The sequence below is a fragment of the Paraburkholderia ultramafica genome (assembly GCF_902859915.1).
GTDB classification, from domain to species: Bacteria; Pseudomonadota; Gammaproteobacteria; order Burkholderiales; family Burkholderiaceae; genus Paraburkholderia; species Paraburkholderia ultramafica.
This window is the reverse complement of sequence record NZ_CADIKK010000001.1, coordinates 138,048-163,095: the sequence shown is the minus strand read 5'-3', so window position 1 is coordinate 163,095 and position 25,048 is coordinate 138,048. Positions and strand designations below refer to the sequence as shown.

Annotated in this window: 23 protein-coding genes and 1 pseudogene; 10 read left to right on the top strand and 14 right to left on the bottom strand. The window is 65.1% G+C overall.

The window, feature by feature from the left end:
• Window positions 1–147 precede the first annotated feature (147 nt).
• From HV744_RS00785 to HV744_RS00770, 5 genes are read left to right on the top strand one after another with little or no spacing between them, the layout of a single operon-like run.
• A complete protein-coding gene (locus tag HV744_RS00785) occupies window positions 148–1,662 on the top strand; it encodes an efflux transporter outer membrane subunit (protein ID WP_175147673.1) in 1,515 nt (504 codons plus the stop codon).
• Window positions 1,659–4,031 carry an efflux RND transporter permease subunit gene (locus HV744_RS00780; RefSeq protein WP_281363619.1) on the top strand — a complete coding sequence of 791 codons (2,373 nt, stop codon included), beginning with the start codon at window positions 1,659–1,661 and terminating at the stop codon, window positions 4,029–4,031. Before HV744_RS00785 ends, HV744_RS00780 begins: the two co-directional genes overlap by 4 nt.
• Window positions 3,937–4,734 carry an efflux RND transporter permease subunit gene (locus tag HV744_RS37945; RefSeq protein WP_281363618.1) on the top strand — a complete coding sequence of 266 codons (798 nt, stop codon included), beginning with the start codon at window positions 3,937–3,939 and terminating at the stop codon, window positions 4,732–4,734. The genes HV744_RS00780 and HV744_RS37945 overlap by 95 nt, the downstream gene beginning before the upstream one ends.
• 16 nt (window positions 4,735–4,750) lie before the next feature.
• A complete protein-coding gene (locus HV744_RS00775; protein WP_175147672.1) occupies window positions 4,751–5,461 on the top strand; it encodes a response regulator in 711 nt (236 codons plus the stop codon).
• The gene (locus HV744_RS00770; RefSeq protein ID WP_175147671.1) at window positions 5,461–6,810 is read left to right on the top strand and encodes an ATP-binding protein; all 1,350 of its coding nucleotides are present in this window, start codon (window positions 5,461–5,463) and stop codon (window positions 6,808–6,810) included. Before HV744_RS00775 ends, HV744_RS00770 begins: the two co-directional genes overlap by 1 nt.
• A 77-nt stretch (window positions 6,811–6,887) precedes the next feature.
• On the opposite strand, the gene HV744_RS00765 is transcribed toward HV744_RS00770, so the two are convergent.
• From HV744_RS00765 to coxB, 7 genes are all read right to left on the bottom strand, one after another.
• The gene (locus HV744_RS00765) at window positions 6,888–7,154 is read right to left on the bottom strand and encodes a hypothetical protein (protein WP_175147670.1); all 267 of its coding nucleotides are present in this window, start codon (window positions 7,152–7,154) and stop codon (window positions 6,888–6,890) included.
• Window positions 7,155–7,261: 107 nt separating this feature from the next.
• The gene (locus tag HV744_RS00760) at window positions 7,262–7,651 is read right to left on the bottom strand and encodes a DUF1634 domain-containing protein (protein ID WP_175147669.1); all 390 of its coding nucleotides are present in this window, start codon (window positions 7,649–7,651) and stop codon (window positions 7,262–7,264) included.
• The gene (locus tag HV744_RS00755) at window positions 7,648–8,394 is read right to left on the bottom strand and encodes a GntR family transcriptional regulator (RefSeq protein ID WP_175147668.1); all 747 of its coding nucleotides are present in this window, start codon (window positions 8,392–8,394) and stop codon (window positions 7,648–7,650) included. The genes HV744_RS00760 and HV744_RS00755 overlap by 4 nt, the downstream gene beginning before the upstream one ends.
• Before the next feature lie 221 nt (window positions 8,395–8,615).
• Entirely contained in the window at window positions 8,616–9,941 is a 1,326-nt protein-coding gene (locus HV744_RS00750; protein WP_175147667.1) for a ferredoxin reductase family protein, read from the bottom strand.
• 115 nt (window positions 9,942–10,056) lie between these two features.
• Window positions 10,057–10,395, bottom strand: coding sequence for a hypothetical protein (locus HV744_RS00745; RefSeq protein WP_175147666.1), 339 nt, complete (start codon window positions 10,393–10,395; stop codon window positions 10,057–10,059).
• Window positions 10,392–12,929: a cytochrome c oxidase subunit I gene (gene ctaD / locus HV744_RS00740; RefSeq protein WP_175147665.1), complete on the bottom strand. Its 2,538-nt coding sequence runs from the start codon at window positions 12,927–12,929 to the stop codon at window positions 10,392–10,394. Before ctaD ends, HV744_RS00745 begins: the two co-directional genes overlap by 4 nt.
• Window positions 12,926–13,624: a cytochrome c oxidase subunit II gene (gene coxB / locus HV744_RS00735; RefSeq protein WP_175147664.1), complete on the bottom strand. Its 699-nt coding sequence runs from the start codon at window positions 13,622–13,624 to the stop codon at window positions 12,926–12,928. Before coxB ends, ctaD begins: the two co-directional genes overlap by 4 nt.
• A gap of 51 nt (window positions 13,625–13,675) precedes the next feature.
• Between coxB and HV744_RS00730 the strand changes: the two genes are divergently transcribed.
• Entirely contained in the window at window positions 13,676–14,188 is a 513-nt protein-coding gene (locus tag HV744_RS00730) for a DUF2231 domain-containing protein (protein ID WP_175147663.1), read from the top strand.
• Here HV744_RS00730 and HV744_RS00725 read toward each other — a convergent pair.
• The 5 genes from HV744_RS00725 to HV744_RS00705 all read right to left on the bottom strand — a co-directional run bounded on the left by HV744_RS00725 (window position 14,152) and on the right by HV744_RS00705 (window position 18,326).
• Window positions 14,152–14,664, bottom strand: a complete 513-nt coding sequence (locus HV744_RS00725) for a CopD family protein (RefSeq protein WP_175147662.1) — start codon at window positions 14,662–14,664, stop codon at window positions 14,152–14,154. The two genes, HV744_RS00730 and HV744_RS00725, sit on opposite strands and share 37 nt — an antisense overlap.
• Entirely contained in the window at window positions 14,661–15,386 is a 726-nt protein-coding gene (locus HV744_RS00720; protein WP_175147661.1) for a cytochrome c oxidase assembly protein, read from the bottom strand. The genes HV744_RS00725 and HV744_RS00720 overlap by 4 nt, the downstream gene beginning before the upstream one ends.
• Before the next feature lie 321 nt (window positions 15,387–15,707).
• Window positions 15,708–17,192 (bottom strand): CHASE2 domain-containing protein, encoded by a 1,485-nt coding sequence (locus HV744_RS00715; protein WP_175147660.1) that lies wholly within the window; start codon window positions 17,190–17,192, stop codon window positions 15,708–15,710.
• A 37-nt stretch (window positions 17,193–17,229) separates the two neighbouring features.
• Window positions 17,230–17,853 (bottom strand): OmpA family protein, encoded by a 624-nt coding sequence (locus tag HV744_RS00710; RefSeq protein WP_246278884.1) that lies wholly within the window; start codon window positions 17,851–17,853, stop codon window positions 17,230–17,232.
• Window positions 17,850–18,326 carry a FecR family protein gene (locus HV744_RS00705; RefSeq protein WP_175147659.1) on the bottom strand — a complete coding sequence of 159 codons (477 nt, stop codon included), beginning with the start codon at window positions 18,324–18,326 and terminating at the stop codon, window positions 17,850–17,852. The genes HV744_RS00710 and HV744_RS00705 overlap by 4 nt, the downstream gene beginning before the upstream one ends.
• A gap of 365 nt (window positions 18,327–18,691) precedes the next feature.
• Between HV744_RS00705 and HV744_RS00700 the strand changes: the two genes are divergently transcribed.
• Window positions 18,692–18,838 (top strand): hypothetical protein, encoded by a 147-nt coding sequence (locus HV744_RS00700; RefSeq protein WP_175147658.1) that lies wholly within the window; start codon window positions 18,692–18,694, stop codon window positions 18,836–18,838.
• A 320-nt stretch (window positions 18,839–19,158) separates the two neighbouring features.
• Window positions 19,159–19,554: a hypothetical protein gene (locus tag HV744_RS00695; protein ID WP_175147657.1), complete on the top strand. Its 396-nt coding sequence runs from the start codon at window positions 19,159–19,161 to the stop codon at window positions 19,552–19,554.
• Window positions 19,555–19,571: 17 nt separating this feature from the next.
• Here HV744_RS00695 and HV744_RS00690 read toward each other — a convergent pair whose 3' ends face one another.
• Both HV744_RS00690 and HV744_RS00685 read right to left on the bottom strand, forming a co-directional pair.
• Window positions 19,572–20,147, bottom strand: a complete 576-nt coding sequence (locus tag HV744_RS00690) for a hypothetical protein (RefSeq protein WP_175147656.1) — start codon at window positions 20,145–20,147, stop codon at window positions 19,572–19,574.
• 627 nt (window positions 20,148–20,774) lie between these two features.
• Window positions 20,775–21,077 (bottom strand): annotated as a pseudogene (locus HV744_RS00685) (cellulose synthase subunit BcsC-related outer membrane protein); the annotation flags it as partial.
• A 320-nt stretch (window positions 21,078–21,397) separates the two neighbouring features.
• Between HV744_RS00685 and HV744_RS00680 the strand changes: the two are divergent.
• Both HV744_RS00680 and HV744_RS00675 read left to right on the top strand, forming a co-directional pair.
• Complete coding sequence (locus tag HV744_RS00680; protein ID WP_175147655.1) at window positions 21,398–22,546, top strand: GGDEF domain-containing protein; 1,149 nt, start codon at window positions 21,398–21,400, stop codon at window positions 22,544–22,546.
• Window positions 22,547–22,661: 115 nt separating this feature from the next.
• Window positions 22,662–24,980, top strand: a complete 2,319-nt coding sequence (locus tag HV744_RS00675) for a bifunctional diguanylate cyclase/phosphodiesterase (RefSeq protein WP_175147654.1) — start codon at window positions 22,662–22,664, stop codon at window positions 24,978–24,980.
• Window positions 24,981–25,048: the final 68 nt, after the last annotated feature.

Here is a 25,048-nt window from a genome sequence, read left to right as displayed (position 1 = left end):
CGCGGGCATCGGCGGAATCATAGGGGCGTGGCGCGGCGCAACGTGCCGGCTGGGCCGCTTGCGCGCGAGCCCCAGCGCCGGCACTCAGCGCCGCGAGCCCATCCGGTCGAACCATCGGCCGTACCTTGATGCCTGAAAGAACGCGCGATGAAACCTGCCACGTCCCGCCGTCTGCGCATCGTCAGCGTGTCACTCATCGTCTCGCTCTGTACTTCGCTGACCGGTTGCGTGACAGTCGGCCCGGATTTCAAACAGCCGGACGTGACGCTCGAAGACCAGTGGTTCGAGAGTTTGCCGCACGGTGCGCAGACCACGCCCGCCGCGCAGGCGGCCTGGTGGACCGCGTTCAACGACCCCGTGCTCACGGCGCTCGAACAGCGCGCATATGAACGCAACCTGACGTTGCAAGTGGCCGGCCTACACATCTTCAAGGCGCGCGCGCAGCTCGCGATCAGCGAGCAGAATCTGCTGCCGCAGTCGGGCACCATGTCGGTGGGTGCGAGCCATATCAACACCAGCGGCGTCGGCCCGATTCCGCCGGCGCATCTGTGGGCCGAGCATCTGCACGTGAATGCCGGCTGGGAGCTCGACTTCTGGGGCAAATATCGCCGGCAGATCGAATCGGACCGCGCGCAATTGCGGGTGTCGGAAGCTGCGTACGACAACGCGCTGGTGTCGCTGTTCGCGGACGTCGCCAATGCGTACATCGACCTGCGCGCGCTCGAACAGCGCATCACGGTCGCGCAGCAAAACCTGAAGTCGGTGCAGCAGAGTCTCACGCTGACCCAGGCGCGCTATAAGAGCGGCGCGTCGAGTCAGCTCGATGTCGAACAGGCCGCCACGCTGGTGGCCGAAACCGAGGCGCAAATCCCGCCGCTCATCAAGGCGCGCGCGCAGGATCGCGACACGCTCGCGGTGCTGCTCGCCGATCCGCCCAGCGTGGTCGACGCGCAGCTCAAAGGCGGCACGTCGATCCCGGTGCCGCCGACGCAGATCGACGTCGGCATTCCCGCCGATCTGCTGCGGCGCCGGCCCGACGTGCGTCAGGCCGCGCTCAACGCGGCCGCGCAATCGGCGCTGATCGGCGCGGCCAAGGCGAAGCTGTACCCGTCGCTGTCGTTGACCGGTTTGTTCGGTCTGACGTCGGGCGGACAGCATGGCATCGGTCTGACGCAATGGGGCAGCAAGACGATCGGCCTGTTTTCCGCGGTCATCACGTTGCCGATCCTCGATCGCAGTCAGTTGAAAAACGCGGTGCGGATTCAGGACGCGACGTTCCAGGAAGCCGTGTTCGATTATCAGAACACGGTGCTGCAAGCGCAGAAGGAAGTGGAAGACGCAATCTCGGGGCTGCGCACCACGCTCGATGCGCTGGCCGCTTCGTCGCGTGCGTTGGATGCTTCGCAACGCGCGTTGACGCTCGCCAACGCACAGTACCGCTCGGGCTCGGTCACCTACGACTCGGTACTCGACGCATCGCGCTCGGCATTGCGCGACGGCGATTCGCTCGCACAGAACCAGGGGCTCGCCGCGCTCGCGGCGGTGTCTGCGATCACAGCGGGTCTTAACGCGAACGATCAGGTCGTGACCGGCGGCGCGCTGGCGGTGTCGCCCGGCGTCAAGGTGCAGGTGGTCGCCGCGGCGGCGCAGGGCCACTCATGATCCGCTTCTTCGTCGAGCGTCCGGTCCTCGCCAATGTGATCGCGTTGATCGTGATGCTGCTCGGCGCCGTCGCGCTGATCAATCTGCCGATCGCGCAATATCCGCCGATCACACCGCCGACCGTGCAGGTGGTTGCGCGTTTCCCCGGCGCGAGCGCCGCGACGCTGATCAACCGGGTGGCGCTGCCGATCGAAACGCAGGTGAACGGCGTGGAAAACGCGCTCTACATGCAGTCGACCAACACCAACGACGGCACGTACACGCTCACCATCACCTTCGCCGTCGGCACCGATGTCGACAAGGCCCAGGTGCTGGTGCAGAACCGCGTGCAGGCCGCCACCGCGCAACTGCCGCAAGCGGTGCAGCAGCAGGGCGTGACCGTGCGCAAGCGCTCGACCGCGATCCTGCAGCTGTACACGCTGGAGTCGCCGGACCCGCGTTACGACTCGTTATTCCTCAGCAACTACGCGGTGATCAATCTGCGCGACGCGCTCGCGCGTTTGCCGGGCGTCGGCGACGTGACCGTGTTCGGCACCGGCCAGTACAGCATGCGCGTGTGGCTCGATCCGCGCAAACTGAGCCAACGCAATCTGAGCGCCGCCGACGTGATGCAGGCGATCCAGAGCCAGAGCAAGGATGTCAGCGAGGGCCAGCTCGGTTCGGAGCCGAACGCCGGCGGCCAGGCGTTCCAGCTCACGGTGACGATGCAGGGCGCGCTCTCCACGCCGTACGAATTCGACAACATCATCATCAAGGCCGATCCCAACGACGGCGGCCATTTCGTGCGGATTCGCGACGTCGGGCACACCGAGCTCGGCTCGTCCAGCTACGGGCAGTTCTTCAACCTCGACGGCAAGCCGGCGGCGGGCATCGCCATTTATCAGTTGCCCGAAGCGAATGCGCTGCAAGTCGGCAACGCGGTGAAGGCGACCATGGCGCGTCTCGCGAAAGACATGCCGAAGGGCATCAGCTACCAGTTGCCGTTCGACACCACCACCTTCGTGCGGCAATCGGTGATCGACGTGTACAAGACGCTGTTCGAAGCAGCCTTGCTGGTGCTCGCGGTGATCCTGCTGTTTCTGCAGAACTGGCGCGCGATGCTGGTGCCCGCCACGACGATTCCGGTGACCATCATCGGCACGTTTGGCGCGATCTACCTGCTCGGCTTCTCGATCAATCTGCTGACGCTGTTCGCGATCGTGCTGGCGATCGGCATCGTGGTCGACGATGCAATCGTGGTGGTCGAAGGGATCACCCAGCACATCGAGCAGGGCAAGACGCCGAAGCAGGCCGCGATCGACGCGATGCACGAACTGCTCGGGCCGATCGTCGGGATCACGCTGGTGTTGATTTCCGTGTTCCTGCCGTCGGCGTTTCTCGGCGGCGTCACCGGCCAGATGTACCGGCAGTTCGCGCTGGTGGTGGTGGCGACCACCGTCATCAGCGCGATCAACGCGGTGACGCTCAAACCGGTGCAAAGCGTGCGCTGGCTGCGGCACGCGCGGCCCGGCAAGCCGAACGTCGTGTATCGCGTGTTCGACAAGGGCTATGCGCGGGTCGAAAGCGTCTATGTGCGCGTGGTGTCGTGGTTCGTCCAGCGTTGCGGCCTTGCGCTCATGATTGCGCTGGTGCTCGGCGCGGCGTCCGCGTTCCTGCTGACACGCGTGCCGACCAGTTTCATTCCGCTCGAAGATCAGGGCTACATGCTGATCGCCGCACAGCTCGCCGACGCGGCGTCGCTCGAACGCACCCGCGAGGCGAGCAGGCAGATCGAAAAGCGCATCGGCGCGATTCCCGGCGTGAGTCACGTGGTGTCGATCGGCGGCATCTCGCCGCTCGACAACAACGCGTCGCTGGCGAATTCCGCGCTGATCTACGTGACGCTCGACGACTGGAGCGCGCGCGGCAAGGGCGAAGACCTGCGCTCGCTGTATATGCGCATGAATAGCGAACTGGCGAAGCTGCCCGACATCCGTTCGCTGGTGATCGTGCCACCGCCGATCCAGGGCCTGGGCAATAGCGGCGGTGTGCAGATGCAGGTGATGCTGACCGACGGCACACAGAACTACCGGCGTTTGCAGGACACCACCGACACGCTGATCGCGAGCGTCGCGAAACGGCCCGAATTGCAGCGCGTGTTCAGCCCGTTTCGCGCAGCGGTGCCGACCGTCGAGCTCACGCTGGATCGCGCGAAGGCCGAGTCGCTGCAAGTGCCGGTCGGCAACGTGTTGGGCCGACGGCGCGTTTCGCCGTCAGCCCGACGACATTCGCCGTTTGCAGATTCGCAGCAACAGCGGGCATATGGTCGAACTCGGCACCTTCATCGACGCGCATCCCGGCGTCGGCCCGGCGGTGGCGACGCTGTATAACCTCGCGCCGGCCGCGGCCATCAACGGCAATCCGGCGAACGGCTACAGCACCGGCGACGCGATCGCCGCGTTCGAGCAGGAAGCCGCGCGCATCCTGCCGGCCGGCATCGGCTATGAATGGACCGCGATGTCGTATCAGGAGAAGCTGGTCGGCAATTCGGCGTACTGGGTATTCGTGATGGGCGTGTTGCTGGTGTTCTGCGTGCTGGCCGCGCAATATGAAAGCTGGCTGCTGCCGTTGGCCGTGGTGCTCGCCGTGCCGCTCGCGTTGCTCGGCACGGCCGGCACGCTCGCGCTGCTCGGCGCGGCCAACAACCTCTACACGCAGATCGGCCTCGTGTTGCTGATCGCGCTGTCGGCGAAGAATGCGATCCTGATCGTCGAATTCGCGCGGCATCTGCGCGCGCAAGGCGTGGGCATCGCCGAGGCCGCGGTGGAGGCGGCGCGGCTGCGGTTCCGGCCGATCATGATGACCTCGTTCGCCTTCATTCTCGGCGTGGTGCCGCTCGTGATCGCGACCGGCGCCAGTGCGAGCGCGCGCCGATCGCTCGGGATTGCGGTATTTTCGGGGATGCTCGCTTCCACCTGCATCGCCGTGCTGTTCATTCCGTCGTTCTACGTGCTGTTGCAGCGTCTTGCCGAACGGCATGCGGCGCGCGAGACGCCGCGTGGGACGCCGCCTGAGACGTCGCCCGACGCTTAAACCGAGGAGCTTTCGCATGGATCGCCCCGCCAAGATCATCGTGCTCGATGACGAAGTCGAACTGCGCAACATGCTGCAGCGGTTTCTGCGCAGCCACGGCTTCGACGTGCGTGTCGCCGAGGACGGCAAGCGTCTGGACCGCTATCTGGAACGCGAGCCGTTCGATCTGCTGGTGCTCGATCTGATGATCGGCGCCGAGGACGGCCTTGAGATCTGCGCGCGTTTGCGCGCGCAAGGCCAGACCTTGCCGATTCTGATGCTGACCGCGAAGGGCGATCCGCTCGACCGGGTGGTCGGCCTCGAAACCGGCGCCGACGACTACCTCGCCAAACCGTTCCTGCCGCGCGAACTGGTGGCGCGTATCAATGCGCTGCTGCGCCGCCAGAAGATCGCCTCGGGCGATGTCACCGTGACCTCGCAAAGCGTGCGCTTCGGCGACTTCAGTCTCGACGTCGGCAAGCAGCAACTTTCGCGCGCGGGTGCGCTGCTGGAGATTCATTCGGCGCAGATGCTGCTGCTGGTTGCGCTCGCGTCGTCGCCGAACCGGCCGGTGAGCCGTGACAACCTGCTGGCGCGCGCGCGCGGCCGCGATCACGATGCGCTCGATCGCAGCATCGACGTGCAGGTGCTGCGCCTGCGGCAGATCGTCGAGGACGATCCGTCCAAGCCGCGTTTCATCAAGACCGTGTGGGGCGTCGGCTACATGCTGGCCGCGGACGTCGAGTGATGGCGCGCTCGCTGCTGCAACGGGCGCTGCCGAGAACGCTGCTCGCGCGCAATATCGCGTTGCTGATCGTGCTCGTAATGCTGAGCCAGGTGTGCGTGCTCGGCGTGTTGCTGCATTACGTGCAGCGGCCTCGCGTGGAGCGCGCGGCCGCCGTGTTCGCCACCTACGTGACCACGCTCGACAACCTGCTGGCTGCCACACCGGCTGGCGCGCGCGCCGCGCTGACCGCGCGTCTCGACGCGCACACGCAACTGCCGGCCGAAGCCGTCGCCGCGCCGCCGCCCAGTCTGCTGCGCGCGTATCGCACCTATCAGCGCAACGTGTTTCTCGACAGCCTGCGCGCGCATCTGCCCGCCGACATGCCGGCGCGCTGGCAAACCGAAGGCGGGGAGCGCCTGTGGATTCGCATGCACGCGCCGGCCGATGCGCCGCACACGCCGTACTGGATCGCGTTGCCGCTTCCCGAGGACGCGCAGGGCAACGGGCTCGAAGTGGCGATTTTCCTGTCGCTCGGTTTGGGCGTGCTGGCCGCGCTGGCCGGCTACGCGATCCAGCTGCACCTGAACGAGCCGCTTCAGGAGTTGACGCGCGCCGCGCGCCGCGTGAGCGCCGGCGAAACGCCCGCACCGCTGCCGACCGACGGCCCCACCGAAATCGCCGCGGTGAGCCGCGCTTTCAATCAGATGACGCAGGCGTTGCAGGAAGCCGACGCGACGCGCGCGTTGATGCTGGCCGGCATCTCGCACGATATCCGCACGCCGCTCACCAAGCTGCGCCTGTCGATGGCGATGGCGATGCCGAACGGCAGCGACAGCAGTTTCGTGGTCGCCGCCGAGTCGTATCTGGACCAGATCGAGACGATCCTGCAGCAGTTCATGGATTACGCGGGCAGCGGCGAACGCGAGGCGCCGCAGCCAGGCGATCTGAATGCGTTGATCGAACGGCTCGCGGGTGATTTCGCGGGACTCGGGCACGAGTTCGAACTGTCGCTCGCGAACCTGCCGCTGCTCGCGTATCGGCCGATCAGCATGATGCGGCTCTTGATGAACCTGATGCAGAACGCGATCGTGTACGGCGGCACGGGTCTCGCCGTGCGAACCTGGACGGCCGGGGGCGCGGTGACGGTCGCGGTCGGCGATCGGGGCAAGGGTCTGTCGGCGCAGGAACTGGAGCAGTTGAAGGCGCCGTTTCAGCGCGGCCGCAATGCTCGCGCGCATAGCGGCGGCACGGGGCTGGGGTTGTCGATCGTCGAGCGGATCGCGCGGCTGCACGGCGGCAGCTTGCAGTTTCATCCACGCGACGGCGGTGGGCTGGAGGTGTGGGTGGTGTTGCCGGTGGCGGCTATTTGACGGCGGTGCGTTGCGACGACCGGTTCATCGGTGCGTCGCCGTCGCCGCCGCCGTCGCGCCCGCCGAATCTGCAGCGCTCACTCCCGATCCAGCCACGCGTCCAGCCCGACGCGGAACGCCACGCCCGCGATAACCGGCACGGTCAGCATCAGGATGATTCCGAAATTGGGAATCTCGTCGCCATACATGACCGTGCTGTAGAGCACGACGCTTGCCACGATCGCGAACACCACGACGCCGACGGTGACCATCAGCAGGTTGCGCGAAGTAATGGACAGCGTCTTGCGCTGCACCTCGTCCGGCGGGGGGCTGGCGGCGGGGGCTTCGTCGTGTTGGGCTGGCATGATGATTCTCGTGGCTGGAAAAATGCTGCGTAAGGAGCGACCGTCATTGCCGCTCCGGGGAGGGCGCGCGCAACGCATCATATCCGCACACGTTCCGGCCACGCGGATCACGCCGCGCCGACCAGCAGTCCCGCCGCCACGATCGCCAGCACGAGCGCGGCAATCGCGCTGAACCGGTAGTCGCGTTGATGCAGGAACACCCCTAACATCAATATAAGCCGCATTATCGGCAGCAGGATGAAAAGCGCAATTCCCATGGTCACGATAGACATGCCGGCCGCTGCCGGATGGGCGCCGCCGTGCGAGCAGGCGATCACCGAAACGATGCTGGCGCCGATCGCGACATGGATATCGAGGTGGCCGAACATCGTCAGCACCGGCACGATGAAGATGCCGCTCGCCATGCCGAGCATGCCGCCCAACGCGCTCGCGCCGAGCGACACCGCGAAGAGCCACAGCGTGTAGTGCAGGTCCAGCGCCGCCGCCGCGCCGCTCATGGGTCTTGCGGCTTGCGCCGGGCGAGGCGGGTGACGAACTGGATCTGGTCGCCGCGGTAGTACAGCTTTTCATAATCGACCGGACGGTTGCCGTCGCAATACGACGTGCGCTCGATCAGAAAGATCGGGCTGCCGGCCGCGATCTCGAGCGCCCGCGCGACGGCCTTGTCGGCGGCGATCGCTTCGAGCCGGTATTCCGCCTCGATCAGCGGCAGCCCGTACTTCTCTTCGAGCAGCGCAAAGATCGGCTCCGCCTCCAGATCGTTCTCGATGATCTTTTCGCCGATGTCTTTCGGCAGCCAGGTTTCGTCGAATGAGAGCGGCGTGCCGTCGGCGATGCGCACGCGCTGGATGTGCACGACCTGCGCGCCAGGTTTCAGCGAGAGCTTGCCGGCGACGGCTTCGCTGGCGGCTTCGATCCGCTTGGCGAGCAGCCGCGCGCTCGGCTGGCGGCCGTGCGCGCGCATGTCTTCGACGAAGCCGCTCAGTTCGGTGAGCGGCTGGGTGAGGCGCGGTTGCGTGACGAAAGTGCCTTTGCCGCGGCGAATTTCGATCAGTCCGCGCGCAATCAGGTTCTGCACCGTTTTTTGCAGCGTGGTGCGGCTGATGCCGAAGCTCGCGAGCAGGCTGGCTTCGTTGGGCAACTGGGTGCCCGGCGGGTAGGTGCCGTCGGCGATGCGCGCGGCAAGCGTCGCTTCGACTTGCGCGTAGAGCGGGAGTTGAGTGGGGCGGTCAGTGGCCATGCGAGACATCATGACGTCATGATGTCTCGGCGTCAAGCCGGGTTTTCGAGGGGCGGGCCGGATGTAATGTGTTCGAGTTGTGTGGCGCGGGCGCCTCTCTCCGTCATTGCTAATGCGCCGAACTCACCCGCAACAGCGCAAACAACAACGACAGCACCACCACAATCACGCCCGTGGCAACAACCAGGCGGTCAGCTAACAGTCGGCGCATCGCAACTCTCCTAGACGAAGCTATAGCGTTCGGAATGGTATCGGGCGAGCGGCACGTTCATCTCGCCCAGCGCGGTTTCGATCGCATCCATCATCACGTCCGGCCCGCAGATAAAGTACTCGTGCTCGGCGTACTCCGGCGGTAGATGACGTCTGAACACTTCAGCGGTGATGCGTCCGCTTTCTCCGCTCCAGCCCACCGGCGGCTCAGAGAGAACATAGACGATCTTCAGGTCGACGCGCGTTTTCAGCGTCTCCAGTTCCTCGAGGAAAGTCAGCGATTCCCAGCTCTTGCTGCCATACAGCAGAACGAGCGGACGCCTGTCGCCGCGATCGGCCAGCGTGCGGATCATGCTCATCATCGGCGTGATGCCGATGCCGCCCGCGATCAGCACGTGCATGTCGGTCGGATTGCCGATCGTGAAAGCCCCGTACGGCCCGTCGAGATAAACCCGCTGCCCGGCCTGCACCGTCTTGATGGCGCTGGTGAAATCGCCGAGGTCGCGGATCGTCATTTCGACGCGGCCGCCGGCGGCTTCGGCGCTCGATGAAAACGAGAACGGGTGCCCGGTGATGCGGAACGGGCTCGCCCATAACGTGAGCCAGCCGAACTGGCCTGGCTTGAAGCGCAAGCCCGCGTGACCTTCGGGCTGCATCACGAGCGTGGTGGTGTCGCCGCGTTCCGTGCGCACCTGGGTCACGCGATAGGGACGCCGCAGCATGAACAGCGGCTTGAACAGGCGCACATAGAACAGCAAGCCGATCCAGAAGATCGTCATGCCTATCCACAGGATCCGCTTGAGCGGATCGACCAGATAGAAGCCCCAGCCGACCATATGCAGCATGCCGGCGGCGATCGCGATCAGCGCGAGCACGATATGCGACCGATGCCAAAGCTCGTAACGGATCTTCAACTGTTGGCGCCACAGCGCCATGACGACGAGCAGGATCAGCGAGCCGATCGACAGCACCGCGAAGCGCGCGCCCCACGGGATATCCCAGAGCGAGTCGGGCAGCGCGAGCGACGGCGAACGGATCGCGATCAGAATCAGCGGATGCGCGACGACGAGGCCCACCGCCAGCAGCGAAATGCGCCGGTGGAAGTGATAGATGACGTCCTCGCCCCACGGCTCGGTGACGTGCCTGAAACGCGCGGTGAGGCCGAATTGCAGCCCCATCATCGCGAGGCCGGAATAGCCGAGCGCCACCGAGAACTCGGTGGCGAAATTGCGCGCGGGCGGCAGGTTGCCCGCGAGCAGCGCGAACAGCGGGGCGAGAATGAACAGCAGATAGATGGCGGACCAGATGGCCTTGTGCACGAGATCGCGATACTGCATGAAATCCCTCTCTGTTCCAGTAGCGAAGCTGGTTCAGCGGACCGTGGCGCTGGCCGTCGTCCGGGTGACGTCAAACCGGGGCGCCAGTCCTGAAGCTCGCAGCGACCCGCGTCGCTCAGATACACGTGGTAAGCAGAAGCGCGGGCCCGAACGTGATGACCGTGGCGGCCAGCGCCGCGATCAAGGTCCAGATGACGACGGTATGCATGAACGTGCTGATGCGCTCTGGGCCCGGGTCGCGAATGGCCGCCGCGCGATAGCGCCACAGCCAGCCGATCGCGATCAGATGCAGCAGCAGCACGATCGCGAGGCTCATGCGCAGCGGGCCGGTCGACCAGCCGAACGCGCAGCCGATCGCATGCAGCGCATACAGGATCACCAGCGCAACACACCAGATGGTGAAGCCCACGGCGAGCCACCACATGCGCCGCGGCGGCAACGGACGCCCGTTCATGGCCGGGCTCCCAGCATTGCCACCAGGCCCGGCAACGCGAGCACGAGGCCCAGCGCGATGATGCCCGTCGCCACTGTGTAATCGATCCATAAGCGCGTGAGGCGCAGGTCGGTGAGCCGTCGCGGCGAAATGAAACCGGCCCCGATGCGCAGAACATTGCTGATCAGAAACAGCAACCCGATGCCGGCATGGATCCCGACATAGGTGAGCAGCGCCGCGGCCGTCGCGCCGAGCGCGTGCTCGGTCGGATGCGGCGTGACGCCGGCGATCAGCGCGACATCGGCGGCTATCGCGATGACCAGCGCCAGCACGCCGACGCCGATCCAGCGATGCGGCAAACGCTCCGCTGCGGCGGCGCGCAGTGAGCCTCGCGCAGCGGCGGCCGCGATGGCTAGCGCGACGACCGTGACGAGCGCGAGCAACCGGCCCGGCTCGGGCGTCGCCGCAGCGGGCCAGTTCGGCGCGGCGATCCACAAATAGAACGTGCCGAACACCAGCGACGTGAACAGCGTGCCATTGGCAACCAGCGTGCAGATCAGCGCGAGCCATGCCGGCGCGCCGGCCACTTCGGTATGCGGCGGCACGCTGACGCCCCGGCCCACCGGCAGCGGTCCGTAATCGCGCGTGTGACCGGCGCTCTGGCCGGCGTAAATGAACAGCCCGAAGGTCACGAACGCAAAGGCCAGCGACAGCAGATAGAACTTGAACAGCATCGCGAGCACCGCCGCGCAGGTCACGAGCGCGGTGACGAGCGGCAGATAAGTCGCGCGCGGCAGCACGATCAGTTGCTCAGGTTCGCCCGATGTCATATGCACGCCGAGCGCTTCCTGCCAGCCGTTGCGCGTGAAGCCGAGATAGCCGTCGCCGCGCGCGAGCAGCGCCGCCAGCTTGGCCGGTGCGACGCCTTCCGTTTCGGCGCCGACCTGCGGGATCGATGCAAACGCATACGGTGCGGGGGGAATCGGCATCGCCCATTCGAGCGTGGTCGAATCCCATGGGTTGCGCCGCACGCGACGGCCGAAGCGCAATTGCACGATGATGTCGATCACCACCAGCGCGAAGCCGATCGTCATCACGAAGCTGCCCACCGACGACAGCAGATTGAGCCAGTTCCAGCCCTCGTCGCCGCGATACGTGAAGATGCGCCGCGGCATGCCGAGCAGTCCGGTCAGGTGCATCATGAAGAACGTCATGTTGAAGCCGATGAAGACGAGCCAGAAGGCCGGCAACGACAACCTGTGCACGGCGGTGCGGCCGGTCAGCAACGGCAGCCAGTAGTAGAACGCCGCCAGCATCGGAAAGGCGAGCGCGCCGGCCACCACATAGTGCATGTGCGCGACCACGAAATAGGTGTCGTGCGCCTGCCAGTCGAACGGCACCATCGCGAGCATCACGCCGGTCAGCCCGCCCGCCGTGAACACGAAGAAAAAGCCGAAGATATACAGCATCGGCACGTCCCAGCGCGGCCGGCCGTGCGACAGCGTGGCGAGCCACGCGAAGAACTGGATCGCGGTCGGCACCGCGACGATCGCCGAGCCGGCCGAGAAGAAGGCCAGTGCGAGATGCGGAATGCCCACCGTGAACATGTGGTGGACCCAGATGCCGAAGCTCAGGAACGCCAGCGCGATGATCGCGGCGACGATGGCCCGATAACCGACCAGCGGCCGTCTCGCGAAGACCGGGATGATGGTCGACAGCACGCCCGCCATCGGCAGGAAGATGATGTACACGTCCGGGTGGCCGAACAGCCAGAATAGATGCTGCCAGAGCAGCGCATCGCCGCCGCGCCGCGGGTCGAAGAAGGGCAGGTCAAACGCGCGCTCGACCTCGAGCAGGATCGAGCCGAGGATCAGCGGCGGAAAGGCGACGATCATCATCATCGCCGTGACGAGGATGTACCACGCGAAAATCGGCATGCGGTCGAGCGACATGCCCGGCGCGCGCATCTTCAGGATCGACACGACGATCTCCATCGCCAGCGACAGCGCCGAAATCTCGACGAAGGTGATGCCGAGCAGCCACACGTCGGCGTTGATGCCCGGCGTGTAGACGTTCGAGCTGAGCGGCGTGTACATGAACCAGCCGCCGTCGGGCGCGACCCGCATGATCAGCGACACGGTCAGGATCGTGCCGCCGAGCAGGTAGCACCAGTAGCCATAAGCGGTCAGCCGCGGAAACGCAAAGTCGCGCGTGCCGAGAATCTTCGGCGTGAGGTAGACCGCGAAGCTCTCCACCATCGGAATCGCGAACAGGAACAGCATCATCGAGCCGTGCATCGTGAAGACCTGGTTATAGGTCTCCGCGTCCATGAAGGCCGCGTGCGGCGTCGCGAGTTGCACGCGGGTCAGCATGCCGAGCACGCCGGCAATCGCGAAGAACAGGAACGAGGTGATCATCATGCGCATGCCGAGGACCGTATGGTTCACGGCGGCCAGCTGTTGCACTCCCGGTCCGGTGGCCCAGATCGCGGCAAGCTGGCGGTGCAGCCGCAACGCGCTCCCACCTTGTGACGGCGGCTCGACGGGCACACTCATTTCTTCACCTCCCCGGTGGCGGCCGCTTCTTTGACGGCGGCGGAAAAGTCTTCCGGACGATCGACAATCACCGTGAAGTGCATCCCTGCATGCCCCAGTCCGCAAAACTGGTTGCATAGCCCTTCGTACTGACCGGGTTGATTGGCCTGCACGCGCAGACGCGTGGCGTGTCCAGGTATCGCGTCGATCTTGCCGGCGAAGCGCGGAATCCAGAACGCGTGCACGACGTCCTCGCTGGTGACGACGATGTCGACGGGCGTCCCCGCCGGCAGATGCAGAACGTTCTGCGTTTCCATTCCCCCCTGATCCGGATAGCGGAAGGTCCAGCTCCATTGCTTGGCGATCGCGTCGATGCGCGCCGGCGCATGGCCCGGCAGCGGCAGCAGCCGTTCGCCGGCGAACAGCGCATAACAGATCAGCGGTATCAGGATCACGGCGGGCAGCACCAGACCGCCGAGCACGATCCAGCGCGCGGGCGACACACCCGAACCCCAGCCGGGTCGCCGGATCACCATCACGAACAGCACGAACACCAGCGCGAACAGCACGGCCGAGCCGGCCAGCATCACCCACCACAGCCCGGCGATCGACGCCGCAGCGGGTCCGGACGGCGCCAGCGTCGACAGCGGGCCGGCGCAGCCGGACAGCGCCGCGCTCAGTCCCGCCGTCAATCCTGCTTGGACCGCTACCCGCAAGAAGCTATGATGGTTCGCAGGATCACGCATCCAACGCGAGGGAGACTGACCATGGCAAAGAATGGCGATGCCGGATCGCACGGCAAGAGCGAGGTGCTGCTGGAGCTGTTGCGGCTCGATGCGGGTTCGGCCGTCGCATTCGTTGGCCATCCGATTCACGTGATGATGGTGCATTTCCCGATCGCGTTCGTCGTCGCCACGCTTGGCGTGGACGTCATCTACTGGTGGTCGGGCGATCCGTTCTGGGTGAGGGCAGGCCTCTGGGCAGCGGGCTTCGCGTTCTGGAGCGGCGTGGGCGCGAGCCTCGTCGGCACCGCCGAGCTGCTGCTCGTGCGCGGCATCCGGCTCAGGGAGGCCAGCTGGTCCCACGCGGTCGCCGCGATGACGCTGGTCGCGGTCGCGGGCGCCAACTGGGGCGTGCATCTCTACTATCCCGAGCAGATCCTGCCGCATGGGCTCGCACTGTCGGCGCTCGCCACGGTGATGACGGGCTTCGCCGGCTGGCATGGGGGCAAGCTCGTGTTCGATCATGGCGTCGGCATTCTGGTTTCGCCGAAGGACTGATGCAGCCATCGGGCGAGTCCGCCGGGCTCGAACAGATGCGGGGCGAACAGGGTTGAGTCGATGTGCGGCTTGGCCAGCACGACCCAGACGATCGCGACGATCACCACCACGTAGGCGGTCGTCAGCGCGATCGACGACAGCTTGCCGAAGTGGCCGTCGGGCAGGAACAGCTGGTGCATCACGAGGCCGGCCAGCACGTGCAGCATCGCCATGATGCCGACCAGCACCATCTTCACCGAGAACCATTCGACGAAGGTGGCTTGCAGGAAGATCAGCGCCGTGCCGCTCGCGATCGCGACAAAGGCGGCGGGCGAAGTCAGTTCCACATAGACCAGTCTCGTGATGCGGTGCAACCGGTCGAGCTCGGGCCCGGTTGTCAGCGTGCGGCGTTGCCAGAACAGAAAGGGCAACACGATCAGGCCACCTGACCAGATTGCGATCGCGCCCAGATGGATGAACTTCAGGAGGGTCGTCACAGTGCAGGCTCTCTGGCGCCCAGGCTGGACCAGACGATCCAGAGTCCCGCTGCGAGATAAGGGATCATCGCCAGCACCCACATCAACAGTCCGGCAAGCTGCTGGTCGGCGAGCGGGGTGATGCCCCACGCGGCGCTGCTGGCGAAATGAACGACATACAGCGGTGCGGGAGCGAAGACGATCAATGCGCCGAGCAGACCCATCTGCCCGATCGTCGCGACGAGCGCCAACAAGGCGGCGCCGGTCTGCACCGACGGTGCAAAGACGGCACGCCACATCAGCCAGGCACTGCCAAGCAGTGTCATCTGCATCAACCAGTAAGCGGGCACGGTGGCGAGCCCCCACGCATACGGACCGGGCGCGTGCCAAAGCCAGACGAGCACCGCATGCGCGGCGACCACCGGGACAAGCGGCGGATAGCCGATGCGCGGCAATGGAAACGCGCGGGCGAGCAGCGGCGCGACGGCCGCAATGAGAATGATGTGGTGGGTCACGCGCGCCGAAAACAATGCCGACGACAGCGCGCACAGCGGGGAGACAAACACGACGGCCATCAGCGCTATCGCGGCCCAGCCCGCTCGCACATCGGTGGAGCGGCCGCTGGAGACGACGAACGCGAGGGCGGCAAGCGCGGCGAGCAGCAGCGGGTCGGTGTTCCAGCGCAGCCAGAGATCGTCAGGGACGGCGGCGGGCCCACAGTAGGCGACTAGAAGATAGCGCATGACGCGATATCGTCCGGTCGTCCGGGTTCAATGCGATCACACGTGTCCCGCTCTTTTCTTCGTGATCCGCGCCCGCTGGTCGTGTGGGAGAACTGATCGCCGACCAGCACGCTCACCGGGAGACTTTCCGCATCTGACATTTCGGTCACCTTACACGTCGTTGCGTCGAACGCGTTGGAAAAACCTGGAACACCATCGAAACGGCTCGCGATCTGACTGACCGCGAATGTACTTTAGCTCAAATAACGTGCTTTAGGGCCAGCTATGCGTGGATAGACAGATGCTGGCAGCTTTACAACGGCCATCCGCGTGAGCGCTGACTCAAGCGCCTGGCGCTTTGCCGGCGGCGTCCCTGGCGGATTCTTGAGCTTGAGCGGCGGCGGTGTCTGTGCGGGTTTGTTCCTGGAGATGGAGCAAGGCGGGAGACAGGAAGCAGCCCATGACCGCGGACAGGATGATGAAGATCGCGGCTGCGTCGACCAGCAGTCCGAAACGTATGAAAATGTAGAAGCAGCACAAAAGATTCAGCAAATGCAGGAAGAGGCCCAGCGCGGTGACTCCCTTGGGGAAGGCTCTGATGAACACCGCGAACCGCGATTGCTTGCGCGGCACATACCAGATGATCAGCAGACCGAAGCCCATGATGAAGGCGCTTTCGGCCCATTTCAGCCAGGTGGGACGGAGCAGGAAACGTCCCTCGAAGATCGTCTCGATGACCTGCGCCTGAATCTCGATACCCGGCACCAGTTCCCCCAGTGGGGTCGTGCGCATGTCGGTCACGCCGGCGCCGGTCAGTCCGACCAGCACCAGTTTGTCCCGGAGGCGTTCCGGTTCCACGGTTCCCTGCAGGATGTCGCGGGCGGACACGTAGCGGCTCAGTGTCGAGCGGATGGACGCGAAATGCAGCCAGATGTCGCCGCGGGGTTGCGTGGGCACCTGCACATCGGCGACACCTACCGCCTGCACGCCCGATGTGTCGGCAAACACCTCGATCGCCGATGAGTCCGTGGCGACGCGCAGCATCTCCAGCGGCAGACTGGGAACCAGCTTCTCGCCGAGGCCCATGATGAGCGGGATATGCCGGACCACGCCCTGTTCGAGCGCGACGCTCAGCATCGCTTGCCCGTGAGCCGCCGCCTGCAATTGCGGCAGGCTGGCGAGCACGAAGTCGTACCGCTGCACGCGCGGGAGTGGGTCGGCGCCGTGCAGGAGGATCGGAGCGCTGCGCAGATCGGTGCTGGTCGTGAGGGTGGCGTGATCGAGCGCGGCCGCACCCAGGATGGTCGGCGCCGCGTGCAGCGATCCGGCGAGAATCGCGTCGTGACCCGGCAAGGCCCGCAACGCGGCGGCCAGCGCCGCGGCCGTTTTCGGCAGATTGTCGGCCACCTTGTCGGGCGAGGTCTGATCCGGCTCCGGCATGTAGATGTCGAGACCGATGGCCAGCGGCTTGTGCGCCGCAATGGCGTCGATCAGAACCGCGAGCCGGTTGCGCGGCCAAGGCCATTGACCGACGGATGCCAGCGTCTCCTCGTCGATCTCGACAATGGTGACGGGTTGTGCTGTCGGAGTCCGCGGGTAGTGACGTTGAAATTGGTCGAACAGAAGTTGCCGGGCCGTTTTGAAGGAGTCCGGAAGCGCATCGTCGAGCGCCCGCACGAAAGCCGGACGCGCCAGGTTGCTCGGCCATTCGCTGGACAGGTTGAGCAGGCTCAGGCCGAACAACACCACCAGTGCCACCGGACGCCCCTGGGCCGCCTTCATCAGTTTCCTGATTGGGATACTCCAGCGGTCGTAATAGCGTTTCATCGAAGGGAAGGCCATGCAGCGACGATGACCGGGCGGGTCATTGAATGGTGATGACGACCCGCCGGTTCATGTGGTTGGGCACACCATCCGGCGTCGGGACCAGTGGCTCGCGCTTGCCCCGGCCAGCGGTCTCGATCTGGCGGGCGGGAATGCCCTCCTTGACCAGAAACGCCGCGGCACTCTCGGCCCGCCGCAGCGACAGCCGGTCATTGAACTCCTGCGAGCCAGCCAGATCGGTGTGACCGATCACCACGACCTGAGGCGCAGGCCAGGTGGCCAGCACGGCTTTTAACTTTTTGACCGTGGCGGGTGACTCCGGGGCCAATTCGGTGGCCGAGTCGAAGAGAAAGAACAATGTAAAGGTCATCGGGCGAGGCGGCCGGGCAGCGAGCAGTTCACCATAACGAGCTTGTACACTGGATTGGCTATCCATGGTCTTCTCTATCGCGCCGTTGCTCGCTACGTCGACTCCGGCGTAAGCCTTGTCGATCGTTTGCTCTGCGTGGGCGCTGCGGACCACGACCGCTCCGACTTTGCCTTCCGGATCAGGCAATAAAATAATCCGGTCCGGCGGCGTGCTGCATCCGCTCAGCAAGGCCAGCGTGACGAATGCCGCTGCCGCTGCCGATACCCGCCGATGATGTCGGCTGATGATCTTCAACGTGCACTCCCCCCGGTATCGCCGACTTCGATGATGAATTCGGTGCCGCGCACACCTAGCGTGGTGGTCGGCGTGCTGAAGCGCACGGAGTCCGGATTCGCCTTGGCCAGCTTGCCGGAAATCACGGCCAGCGAACCGCGTTTGACGGTGGCGTCGAGCACCCCGTCATGGGTCGTGCTATTGAACGCGAACTTGTTGAGTTCGAGCGAGGTATTGGCGCCCGCCGAGAGTTGGGTCGTGTCGCGCAGCGTGATGCCGACCGACGATTGCGGGCCGGTCACGATGCGATCGCTGCTGTAGACGTCGCTGCCGATGGCTGCGCCCGAACTGCCACCAGCCCGCTCGATCTGCACCGTGCCCTTGACGGTCTTGACGACGCCGGCGGCATCGGCTGCCTCGCCTGCAACTGCATCGGTGACCGTCGTGCTCCCGCAGGCAAGCATCAACGCATAGGCGATGGATTGGAGACGCATCGGCGGCACCTGATGGCGTAAGCGCTACTTTCCACGGCGCAGCGCGGCTTGCCGATGTCGACGTGGTGTTGTGACCGATAATTGCCCGACTGCTCGCAGAGCTGGGGCTGCTGAAGGACGTGCAGAAATGCGGGTTCCCGAAGCGGGAGGCGTTTCTGCGGTATCGGCAAGAGTATGGCGGCTGATCCAGATGACTCTGTGCGCTGCCGCGCATATCGCCAACGGACACATTTCTGGCGCCTGGTTTGTGGCAGGTTTGTGACTGCTCGCGACTGTTTCCTCGCCAGCAAACCGAACGAACAGGATTGCGTACGGTAGTAGCTTACCGGGCGTAATATGAGCGCGTCATGTAGTGGAGACCCGTTATGTTCCACGATCCTATTCAAATCCCCGCGTTTATCGAATTGACCTTGCTGGCGATCGTGCTGATCGTCGTCAGCATAGTCCGCGCGCGACAGCGGCGGGAGCGACAACGCAATCGCGTCGACCGTGGTACGAACGCGGGCGGATAGGGCGTCCGTGGGGCATGCCGGAGCGCATTCGCGCGATAAGAAAATTAGAAGTGAGATGAGGGCATTTGCGATAACCGCGCGACGCCCCCTATGGCAAAATCGCCGCGCGAGCGTGGCCTTTGCGGTGAGCGCCACGCACAGCGAATTCAAGGGAGACGGAGGTTCGCCGCAGCGATGCGTGCCGTGACAACCTCGCTTACGGAGGCGTCTTCCGGAACAGAAGAACATGCACGCTAGCAACGCGCTCTCGGACTGCACTCCCATGCAGCGGGCCAGCGATCGAAGGCGAAAGCCAATAAAAAGACGGTGGGGCAATATCCATGTCGACCTATAAAGAGCCGCCACGCGTTACCGCCGGCCTGTCCCACGCACAATCCCCGTCTCTGCCGCTCGGATTGACATTGCGTCGCTGGAGCCTGCGAGTGCAGTGGACGATTGTCGCGCTTAGCGCCATCGTCGCCATCGCGGCGGCGTGCTGGTATGGCAGCTATGGCGCCGCACTGGGATTGGCGCAGTTCCTGGTGATTTTCGGCCTGTTCGGAACGGGCCTGATCCAGGCGACCTCGACCTTGCGGGCCCAGTTGAATGCGCTATGCGACGGCGAGTCTGATGCAGGCCCGTGCCGATCGGCTGAGCGCAGGCTGGCGCTTCGAGCGCAGCTTTGGCTTTACGGTGTTCTCATCGCATCGGCTCGCGGCGGATATTCACTGGTGTGAATGGCCGAGGTCCGTCGCTACTTGTTCGGGGCCGGCTCCATGCTCTGTTCCGGTGACGGTTCGGTGCTGTTTTCCGGGGCCGGCGGGACTTCCTCTTCCAGAAGCGGCTCAGCGCTCTGCACGACGGGCGGCTGAACGCTCTTGACCACGGCAGGCGGCTGAACGCTCTTGACCACGACGGACGGCTGAGCTTCTGACACGGGCGCGCTGTGCACGTCGGTGCTCGAGCCCGCGCTCAGACCCGTGCCGACGTTCGAGGTCGTGGTGCTTGCAGTCTTGAGGATGCCGTGCGCGTCGAACAGGAACACCGTCGCCGACGAGCGCGTGTCGGCACCGCCAATCAGCGACCCGATGAACGGAATATAGCTCTCAGGATGCGGCCTCGATGTCACGTACGTGTAGACCAGCAACGTCGAGCCGTCGTCCAGCGCGGTCTGAACCGCCGCCGGTCCGAGCCTGGCCGTCACGTCTTGCAGCGTCGTCACGCCGGGCTTGAAGTTCGACATCTGTTCAGGTCTCACTTCGACCCCGGCCGACATGCAGCCGGCAAGCAGCGCGCCGCACAGCAGCCCAACTACCAGTCCATGTTTCATGTTGCCCCCGTATTGATCATTCTATGACGACGGAGGCGGGGCGGCACGCGGCGATAAATACCCGGCGGGCCAAGGAGCGTGGTCGGGTGGAACGCGCTCATCGAAAACGGTTGAGCGGTCGGCGGGGCGGGCGTTTCTGCATCCCTCACTGGTCATCGCCGGCATCGGGTGTCAGCGCTGTCCTGCCTCCTCGCGGCAGGTGCCGAAGCATACTTCGAGGCAACTGCGCGACGCTAGTGGCGATCCGGCGACGAGCGAAAATGCCCCTCGAGCACATCGGCAAGACGATTTCACATCGCTGGATGATCGTCTATGCGGATCATCGCTAAAGCGACACTGATTATTTCCGTCTGATGGATGGTCCAGTGTAGTTTTTTTGCGACTACCGTTCCATTCAGATATCGCGACGGGTACGTCCTGCAAGCCTTGGCGAGCAGACGGAAATCATCACACAAGACACCCGATTTGCATCCGCAGCGAGTCTGGGTAGCATGAGGAAACACGTCAGCGTCCCCAACGTTCGGCGTGTGTGTTTGTTCGCCGCAGCTTCGCCTGCGGCTTTTTTTCGTTCTATAACAGGGGCGGACCTTGACCGGAGCATCCGCCGCCAAAGCCCAACCGCACCCACTAATTCGACAATGACAGATAAGGCGAACTGAGCGGCGACGGCGGGAACGGCTGCAAGCCCGTCTGCCTGGTGAAACTGTAGCGCACCTACACCGCCGCGAGCCACTCGCGACATTGATAAGCATTGCCGAGCGAAGCGATCGCCCCGAACGCCAGTTGAGGCGCCAGTTGATATTCGCCCACCGCGCTGAGCGAATACGCCACGCCGGTCTTGCTCTGGCCGGGATAAACCGCGCCACTGTCCACCCCGCTGCCGGCGCACGCCGCATTGTCAGCCGCCGCCCCTTGCCGGCGCGAGCCGTCGACCCCATTCGAGCCCGCCAGGTGTATTAACCGATGATTTCGCCGCTCTTCTAGCCTTTTACGTTTCGTGGTAAATGCAACGTTTCGAGATGGCGCGCAGGCCGCATGGATTCGTCGTCACACGGTTCTTGCAGAATCTTGCCGACGCGCTGCCCACCCAAATTCTTCGCAGGGCAGATAAGCTTACGAACTTGTAACGCGTGGTCGCGCATGCAATGGCGCAGTTCAGTTCGCGCATTAATCGCGCGTATCAAGCGCGAGTTCTGGCCCAAGCAAAGCGCTTCGCGCCGTCGTCACGCTGTTCGATTCATTCAACTGCAATGCTCAATCCACTCACTATTCTGCTGGTCACGGTTTTATCTAGCGCGATGGCGATGGCCGTGCTCGGGTCGTTATGGCGCGCGACGATCCCCGGCGTCGGCTACTGGATCTCGTCCAACGCGGTCGCGATCGTCGCGCTGCTCGCGTTCGCGCTGCAAGGACATGCGTCGCGCTGGCTGACCTTCGTGGCGGCCAACGTGTTGCTGGCCGTTTCGCTGCTGCTGGTGGTCGAAGGCTGCCTGCGTTTTCTCGGGCACCGCGCGCGACCCTGGCCGGCTTATGCGGGCCTGGTCGCGGTGCTGATCGGCATTGCCTACTGGACCTTCGTCGTGCCGGACTTCAATGCGCGGGTCGCGCTGGTGTCGGCGTTTCACGCGAGCCTCTACGCGGCGCTCGCCGCGATCATGCTGCGTGGCCGCCCGTCGAACCGGCCGCGCTACAGCTATTACTTCCTCGCGGTGGCGGCGCTGCTGTTTTGCGCGGGGCATGCGTCGCGCGGCGTCATGTACGGCTTCGGCATGCTGAAGCAGTCCGGCTTGATGCAGGTTTCGCCGTCCAACATCGTGTTTCTCGCGCTCGGGATTCTCGCGCCGCCGTGTCTGTCGATCGGCGTGGTGATGCTGGCGCACGACCGCCTCGCCGAGCGGCTGGAACGGCTCGCGAATCTCGACGACCTGACGGGCGCGCTGTCGCGCCGCGCCTTCCTTGCGATCGGCGGCGCGCTGCTGAACGCGTCGCTGCGCAGCCGCTCGCCGCTGGCGATGGCGATCATCGACATCGATTCGTTCAAGGCCGTCAACGACACCCACGGCCACGCAGCGGGCGATCAGGTGCTGGTCCACTTCACGGCGTTCGTCGCCGGCAACCTGCGGGTCGGCGACGTGTTCGGCCGGCTGGGCGGCGAGGAGTTCGGCGTGCTGTGCCCGGCGACCACCACCGCCGAAGCGGTTACGCTGCTGGAGCGTCTGCGCGAACGGCTCGCCGCAACCGCGGCGGCCGACTTGCCGCGTGGACTGAGGTACACCTTTAGCGTTGGCGTGGACCAGCATCGGCGCGACGAATCGCTCGCCCAGTTGATGGCCCGTGCCGACGGTGCGCTGTACGCCGCCAAGGAATCGGGCCGCAATCGCGTGATGGCGGCGGCGTAGCCGGTCGAGAGCGGGCAACTTCTCCCTCTATTTGCGGCAGCGGGCATAAATATTTGTCAGATTTATGCCGATAACCATTGGCGAAGTGACCGGAACCAGTCTGATATCTATCAATATGTCTGCCACCTCAACGCAGCACCTGCCCGATCCTGGTGTGCGCGATCGCTTTCACCGGCGCTCGCTGGAACACCAGCGCCCGCTATCCACCGTGACGATGGCGTTCACGGTTGTCGCGTTCCTGTGCATGGTCGGTGCGCGCAACCTGGTCGACGGCCCGGCGCCGCCGCTGGCCTACCGGCTGTGCTGCGCGCTCGCGCTCGGACTGCTGGTGCTGGCGATCCCGAGTGCGAAGTCGAGCTGGGTATTCGGCGCAATCGGCGTCGCGTACATGCAGGTCCTGGTGGCCGGCCTTGCGCTGAACGCCGCCGGGCTCGCGCAGCCGCTGCTGTGGGTGCTGCCCGCGCTGGTGGTGATCCCGATCTGCGCCGCGCCGCTGTGGCTCACGCCGACGCACTTTTTCGTCGGCAGCGCGCTGTTCTATGCGACGGCGTTCGCGCTGCTGCTCGGCGAGCCGCGTGCGTACGATGTCGACGCGGTCGTGTGGATGTGGATCGCGGTGATCGGCATACCGACTTCCGTGGTGTTTCACTTTGGTTTTTATCGCTTCCGGCGCAACCACTTCCTGCTCGAAAGCCAACTCGCGCAACTCGCGGCGACCGATTCGCTGACCGGCCTGCAAAACCGCCGCGCGTTCGTCAAGCAGGCCGCGCGCCGTCTCGACACCATCGCGCCCGACGCGCGGGTCAGCGCAATTTTTCTCGACCTCGACAACTTCAAGTCGTTGAATGACCGTTTCGGTCATGCGCTCGGCGACCACGCGCTGCACCAGGTCGCCCAGGTGCTGATGGACCAGACCACCGCCGACGACAGCGTGAGCCGGATCGGCGGCGAGGAGTTCGCGGTGCTGCTGCTCGGCGGCTTGACCGGCGCGCTGCAACTGGCCGAGCGGATGCGCGGCGCGATTGAGGCGATCGAACGGCCGGACGGCCACCTGACCGCCAGCTTCGGCGTGGCCGAACACCGGCACGGCGAAAGCATCATGGTGCTGCTCGACCGTGCCGACGAAGCGTTGCGGCGCGCGAAGCACTCGGGCAGAAACCGCGTGTGCGCCGAACGCGCGCTGCAACCGTTCACCGGCGACGACGCGCGTGCCGGGAGCGGGGCGGCGCAGCGGCATCGGTGGGAGGACTTTTATCTGATCTCGCACTTCCAGCCGCTCTACAGTTTGTCGCATCAGAAGCAGGTGGGGTTCGAGGCGCTGCTGCGCGGCGAGCAGGACGACGGCACGCTGGTGCCGCCGGTGGTGATGTTCGCGCCGAAGCCGTCGCAGGACGAAGGCGCGCTCGACCGTGCGAGTCATGCGGTGCACCTGGGCAACGCATGCCGGTCGCTGCCGGACGACGCGTGGCTGTTCCTCAACATTCTGCCGGCCACGTTTATCGCCGATGGTTACGCCGATCAGCTGGCCACGATCGTACGGGCGTCGGGACTCGAAACCGACCGGGTGATTCTCGAGATTCTCGAATCGCATGGCGGCAGTGTCGACGATATGTCGCGGGCGGCGGCTTTGTACCGCGAGCACGGCTTCCTGATCGCCGTCGACGATTTCGGCGCCGGACAGTCGAATCTCGACCGGCTGTTGCGGATTCGCCCGGACCTCGTCAAGCTCGACGGCGAACTGATTCGCGCGACCACGCACGGCACCGAACAGCCGATCCTGCCGAAGCTCGTCTCGCTGCTGCACCAGGCGGGGATGCTGGTGGTGGTCGAAGGCGTGGAGACCACCGAGGAGTTGATTCTCGCAGTGGAGTCGAATGTGGATTTCGCGCAGGGCTATCTGCTCGGCCGGCCGGCGGCGGAGATTGCGCCGCCGGAGTCGGTGCACCGGCAAATCGACGACGCATTCGACGTGATTGCCCAAGGCCGGGCGCATCAGCATGCGTTGTTCGAATCCGAAGTGGAGCCGTACCGGATCGCGTTGCGGCTTGCCGCCGATGCGTTGCTGGCCGGCGTCGTCATGGACGACGCGTTTGCAACGCTTGCGACGTTCGAACGCTGCATCAGCTGTTTCATTCTCGACGATTCAGGCCGGCAGATCGGTTATGAGGTGGCGGGGCCGGCGTGGAGCAAGGAGGGGGCGTCGCTGCATCCGGTAGCGAATCCGCGGGATGCGCGCTGGGATCATCGGCCGTATTTCCGCAATGCGGTGCTGTTGCCGGGGGTGGTGGTCACCAGTAATCCTTATCTTTCGCTGGCAAGCGGCCGGCCCTGTATCGCGGTGACGCTGGCCGTGCAGTTCGCGGCTGAGCGCTCCGTGATCGGCGTGGAACTGGACTGGTCGGAGCTGGGGTTGCCTTGGCCTGCGGGGGAGTAGCGCTTTTCTCTCTGCTCTTTTCCCTCTTCCCACTACGCAGGCTTGGCCGCTCCCGGCTCGGGAGCCGG

Coding starts and splice junctions, on each gene's coding strand:
- HV744_RS00785 (WP_175147673.1), top strand. CDS start 148: ATGAAACCTGCCACGTCCCGCCGTCTGCGCATCGTCAGCGTGTCACTC.
- HV744_RS00780 (WP_281363619.1), top strand. CDS start 1,659: ATGATCCGCTTCTTCGTCGAGCGTCCGGTCCTCGCCAATGTGATCGCG.
- HV744_RS00775 (WP_175147672.1), top strand. CDS start 4,751: ATGGATCGCCCCGCCAAGATCATCGTGCTCGATGACGAAGTCGAACTG.
- HV744_RS00770 (WP_175147671.1), top strand. CDS start 5,461: ATGGCGCGCTCGCTGCTGCAACGGGCGCTGCCGAGAACGCTGCTCGCG.
- HV744_RS00765 (WP_175147670.1), bottom strand. CDS start 7,154: ATGCCAGCCCAACACGACGAAGCCCCCGCCGCCAGCCCCCCGCCGGAC.
- HV744_RS00760 (WP_175147669.1), bottom strand. CDS start 7,651: ATGAGCGGCGCGGCGGCGGCGCTGGACCTGCACTACACGCTGTGGCTC.
- HV744_RS00755 (WP_175147668.1), bottom strand. CDS start 8,394: ATGGCCACTGACCGCCCCACTCAACTCCCGCTCTACGCGCAAGTCGAA.
- HV744_RS00750 (WP_175147667.1), bottom strand. CDS start 9,941: ATGCAGTATCGCGATCTCGTGCACAAGGCCATCTGGTCCGCCATCTAT.
- HV744_RS00745 (WP_175147666.1), bottom strand. CDS start 10,395: ATGAACGGGCGTCCGTTGCCGCCGCGGCGCATGTGGTGGCTCGCCGTG.
- ctaD (WP_175147665.1), bottom strand. CDS start 12,929: ATGAGTGTGCCCGTCGAGCCGCCGTCACAAGGTGGGAGCGCGTTGCGG.
- HV744_RS00730 (WP_175147663.1), top strand. CDS start 13,676: ATGGCAAAGAATGGCGATGCCGGATCGCACGGCAAGAGCGAGGTGCTG.
- HV744_RS00720 (WP_175147661.1), bottom strand. CDS start 15,386: ATGCGCTATCTTCTAGTCGCCTACTGTGGGCCCGCCGCCGTCCCTGAC.
- HV744_RS00715 (WP_175147660.1), bottom strand. CDS start 17,192: ATGAAACGCTATTACGACCGCTGGAGTATCCCAATCAGGAAACTGATG.
- HV744_RS00705 (WP_175147659.1), bottom strand. CDS start 18,326: ATGCGTCTCCAATCCATCGCCTATGCGTTGATGCTTGCCTGCGGGAGC.
- HV744_RS00700 (WP_175147658.1), top strand. CDS start 18,692: ATGTTCCACGATCCTATTCAAATCCCCGCGTTTATCGAATTGACCTTG.
- HV744_RS00695 (WP_175147657.1), top strand. CDS start 19,159: ATGTCGACCTATAAAGAGCCGCCACGCGTTACCGCCGGCCTGTCCCAC.
- HV744_RS00690 (WP_175147656.1), bottom strand. CDS start 20,147: ATGAAACATGGACTGGTAGTTGGGCTGCTGTGCGGCGCGCTGCTTGCC.
- HV744_RS00680 (WP_175147655.1), top strand. CDS start 21,398: ATGCTCAATCCACTCACTATTCTGCTGGTCACGGTTTTATCTAGCGCG.
- HV744_RS00675 (WP_175147654.1), top strand. CDS start 22,662: ATGTCTGCCACCTCAACGCAGCACCTGCCCGATCCTGGTGTGCGCGAT.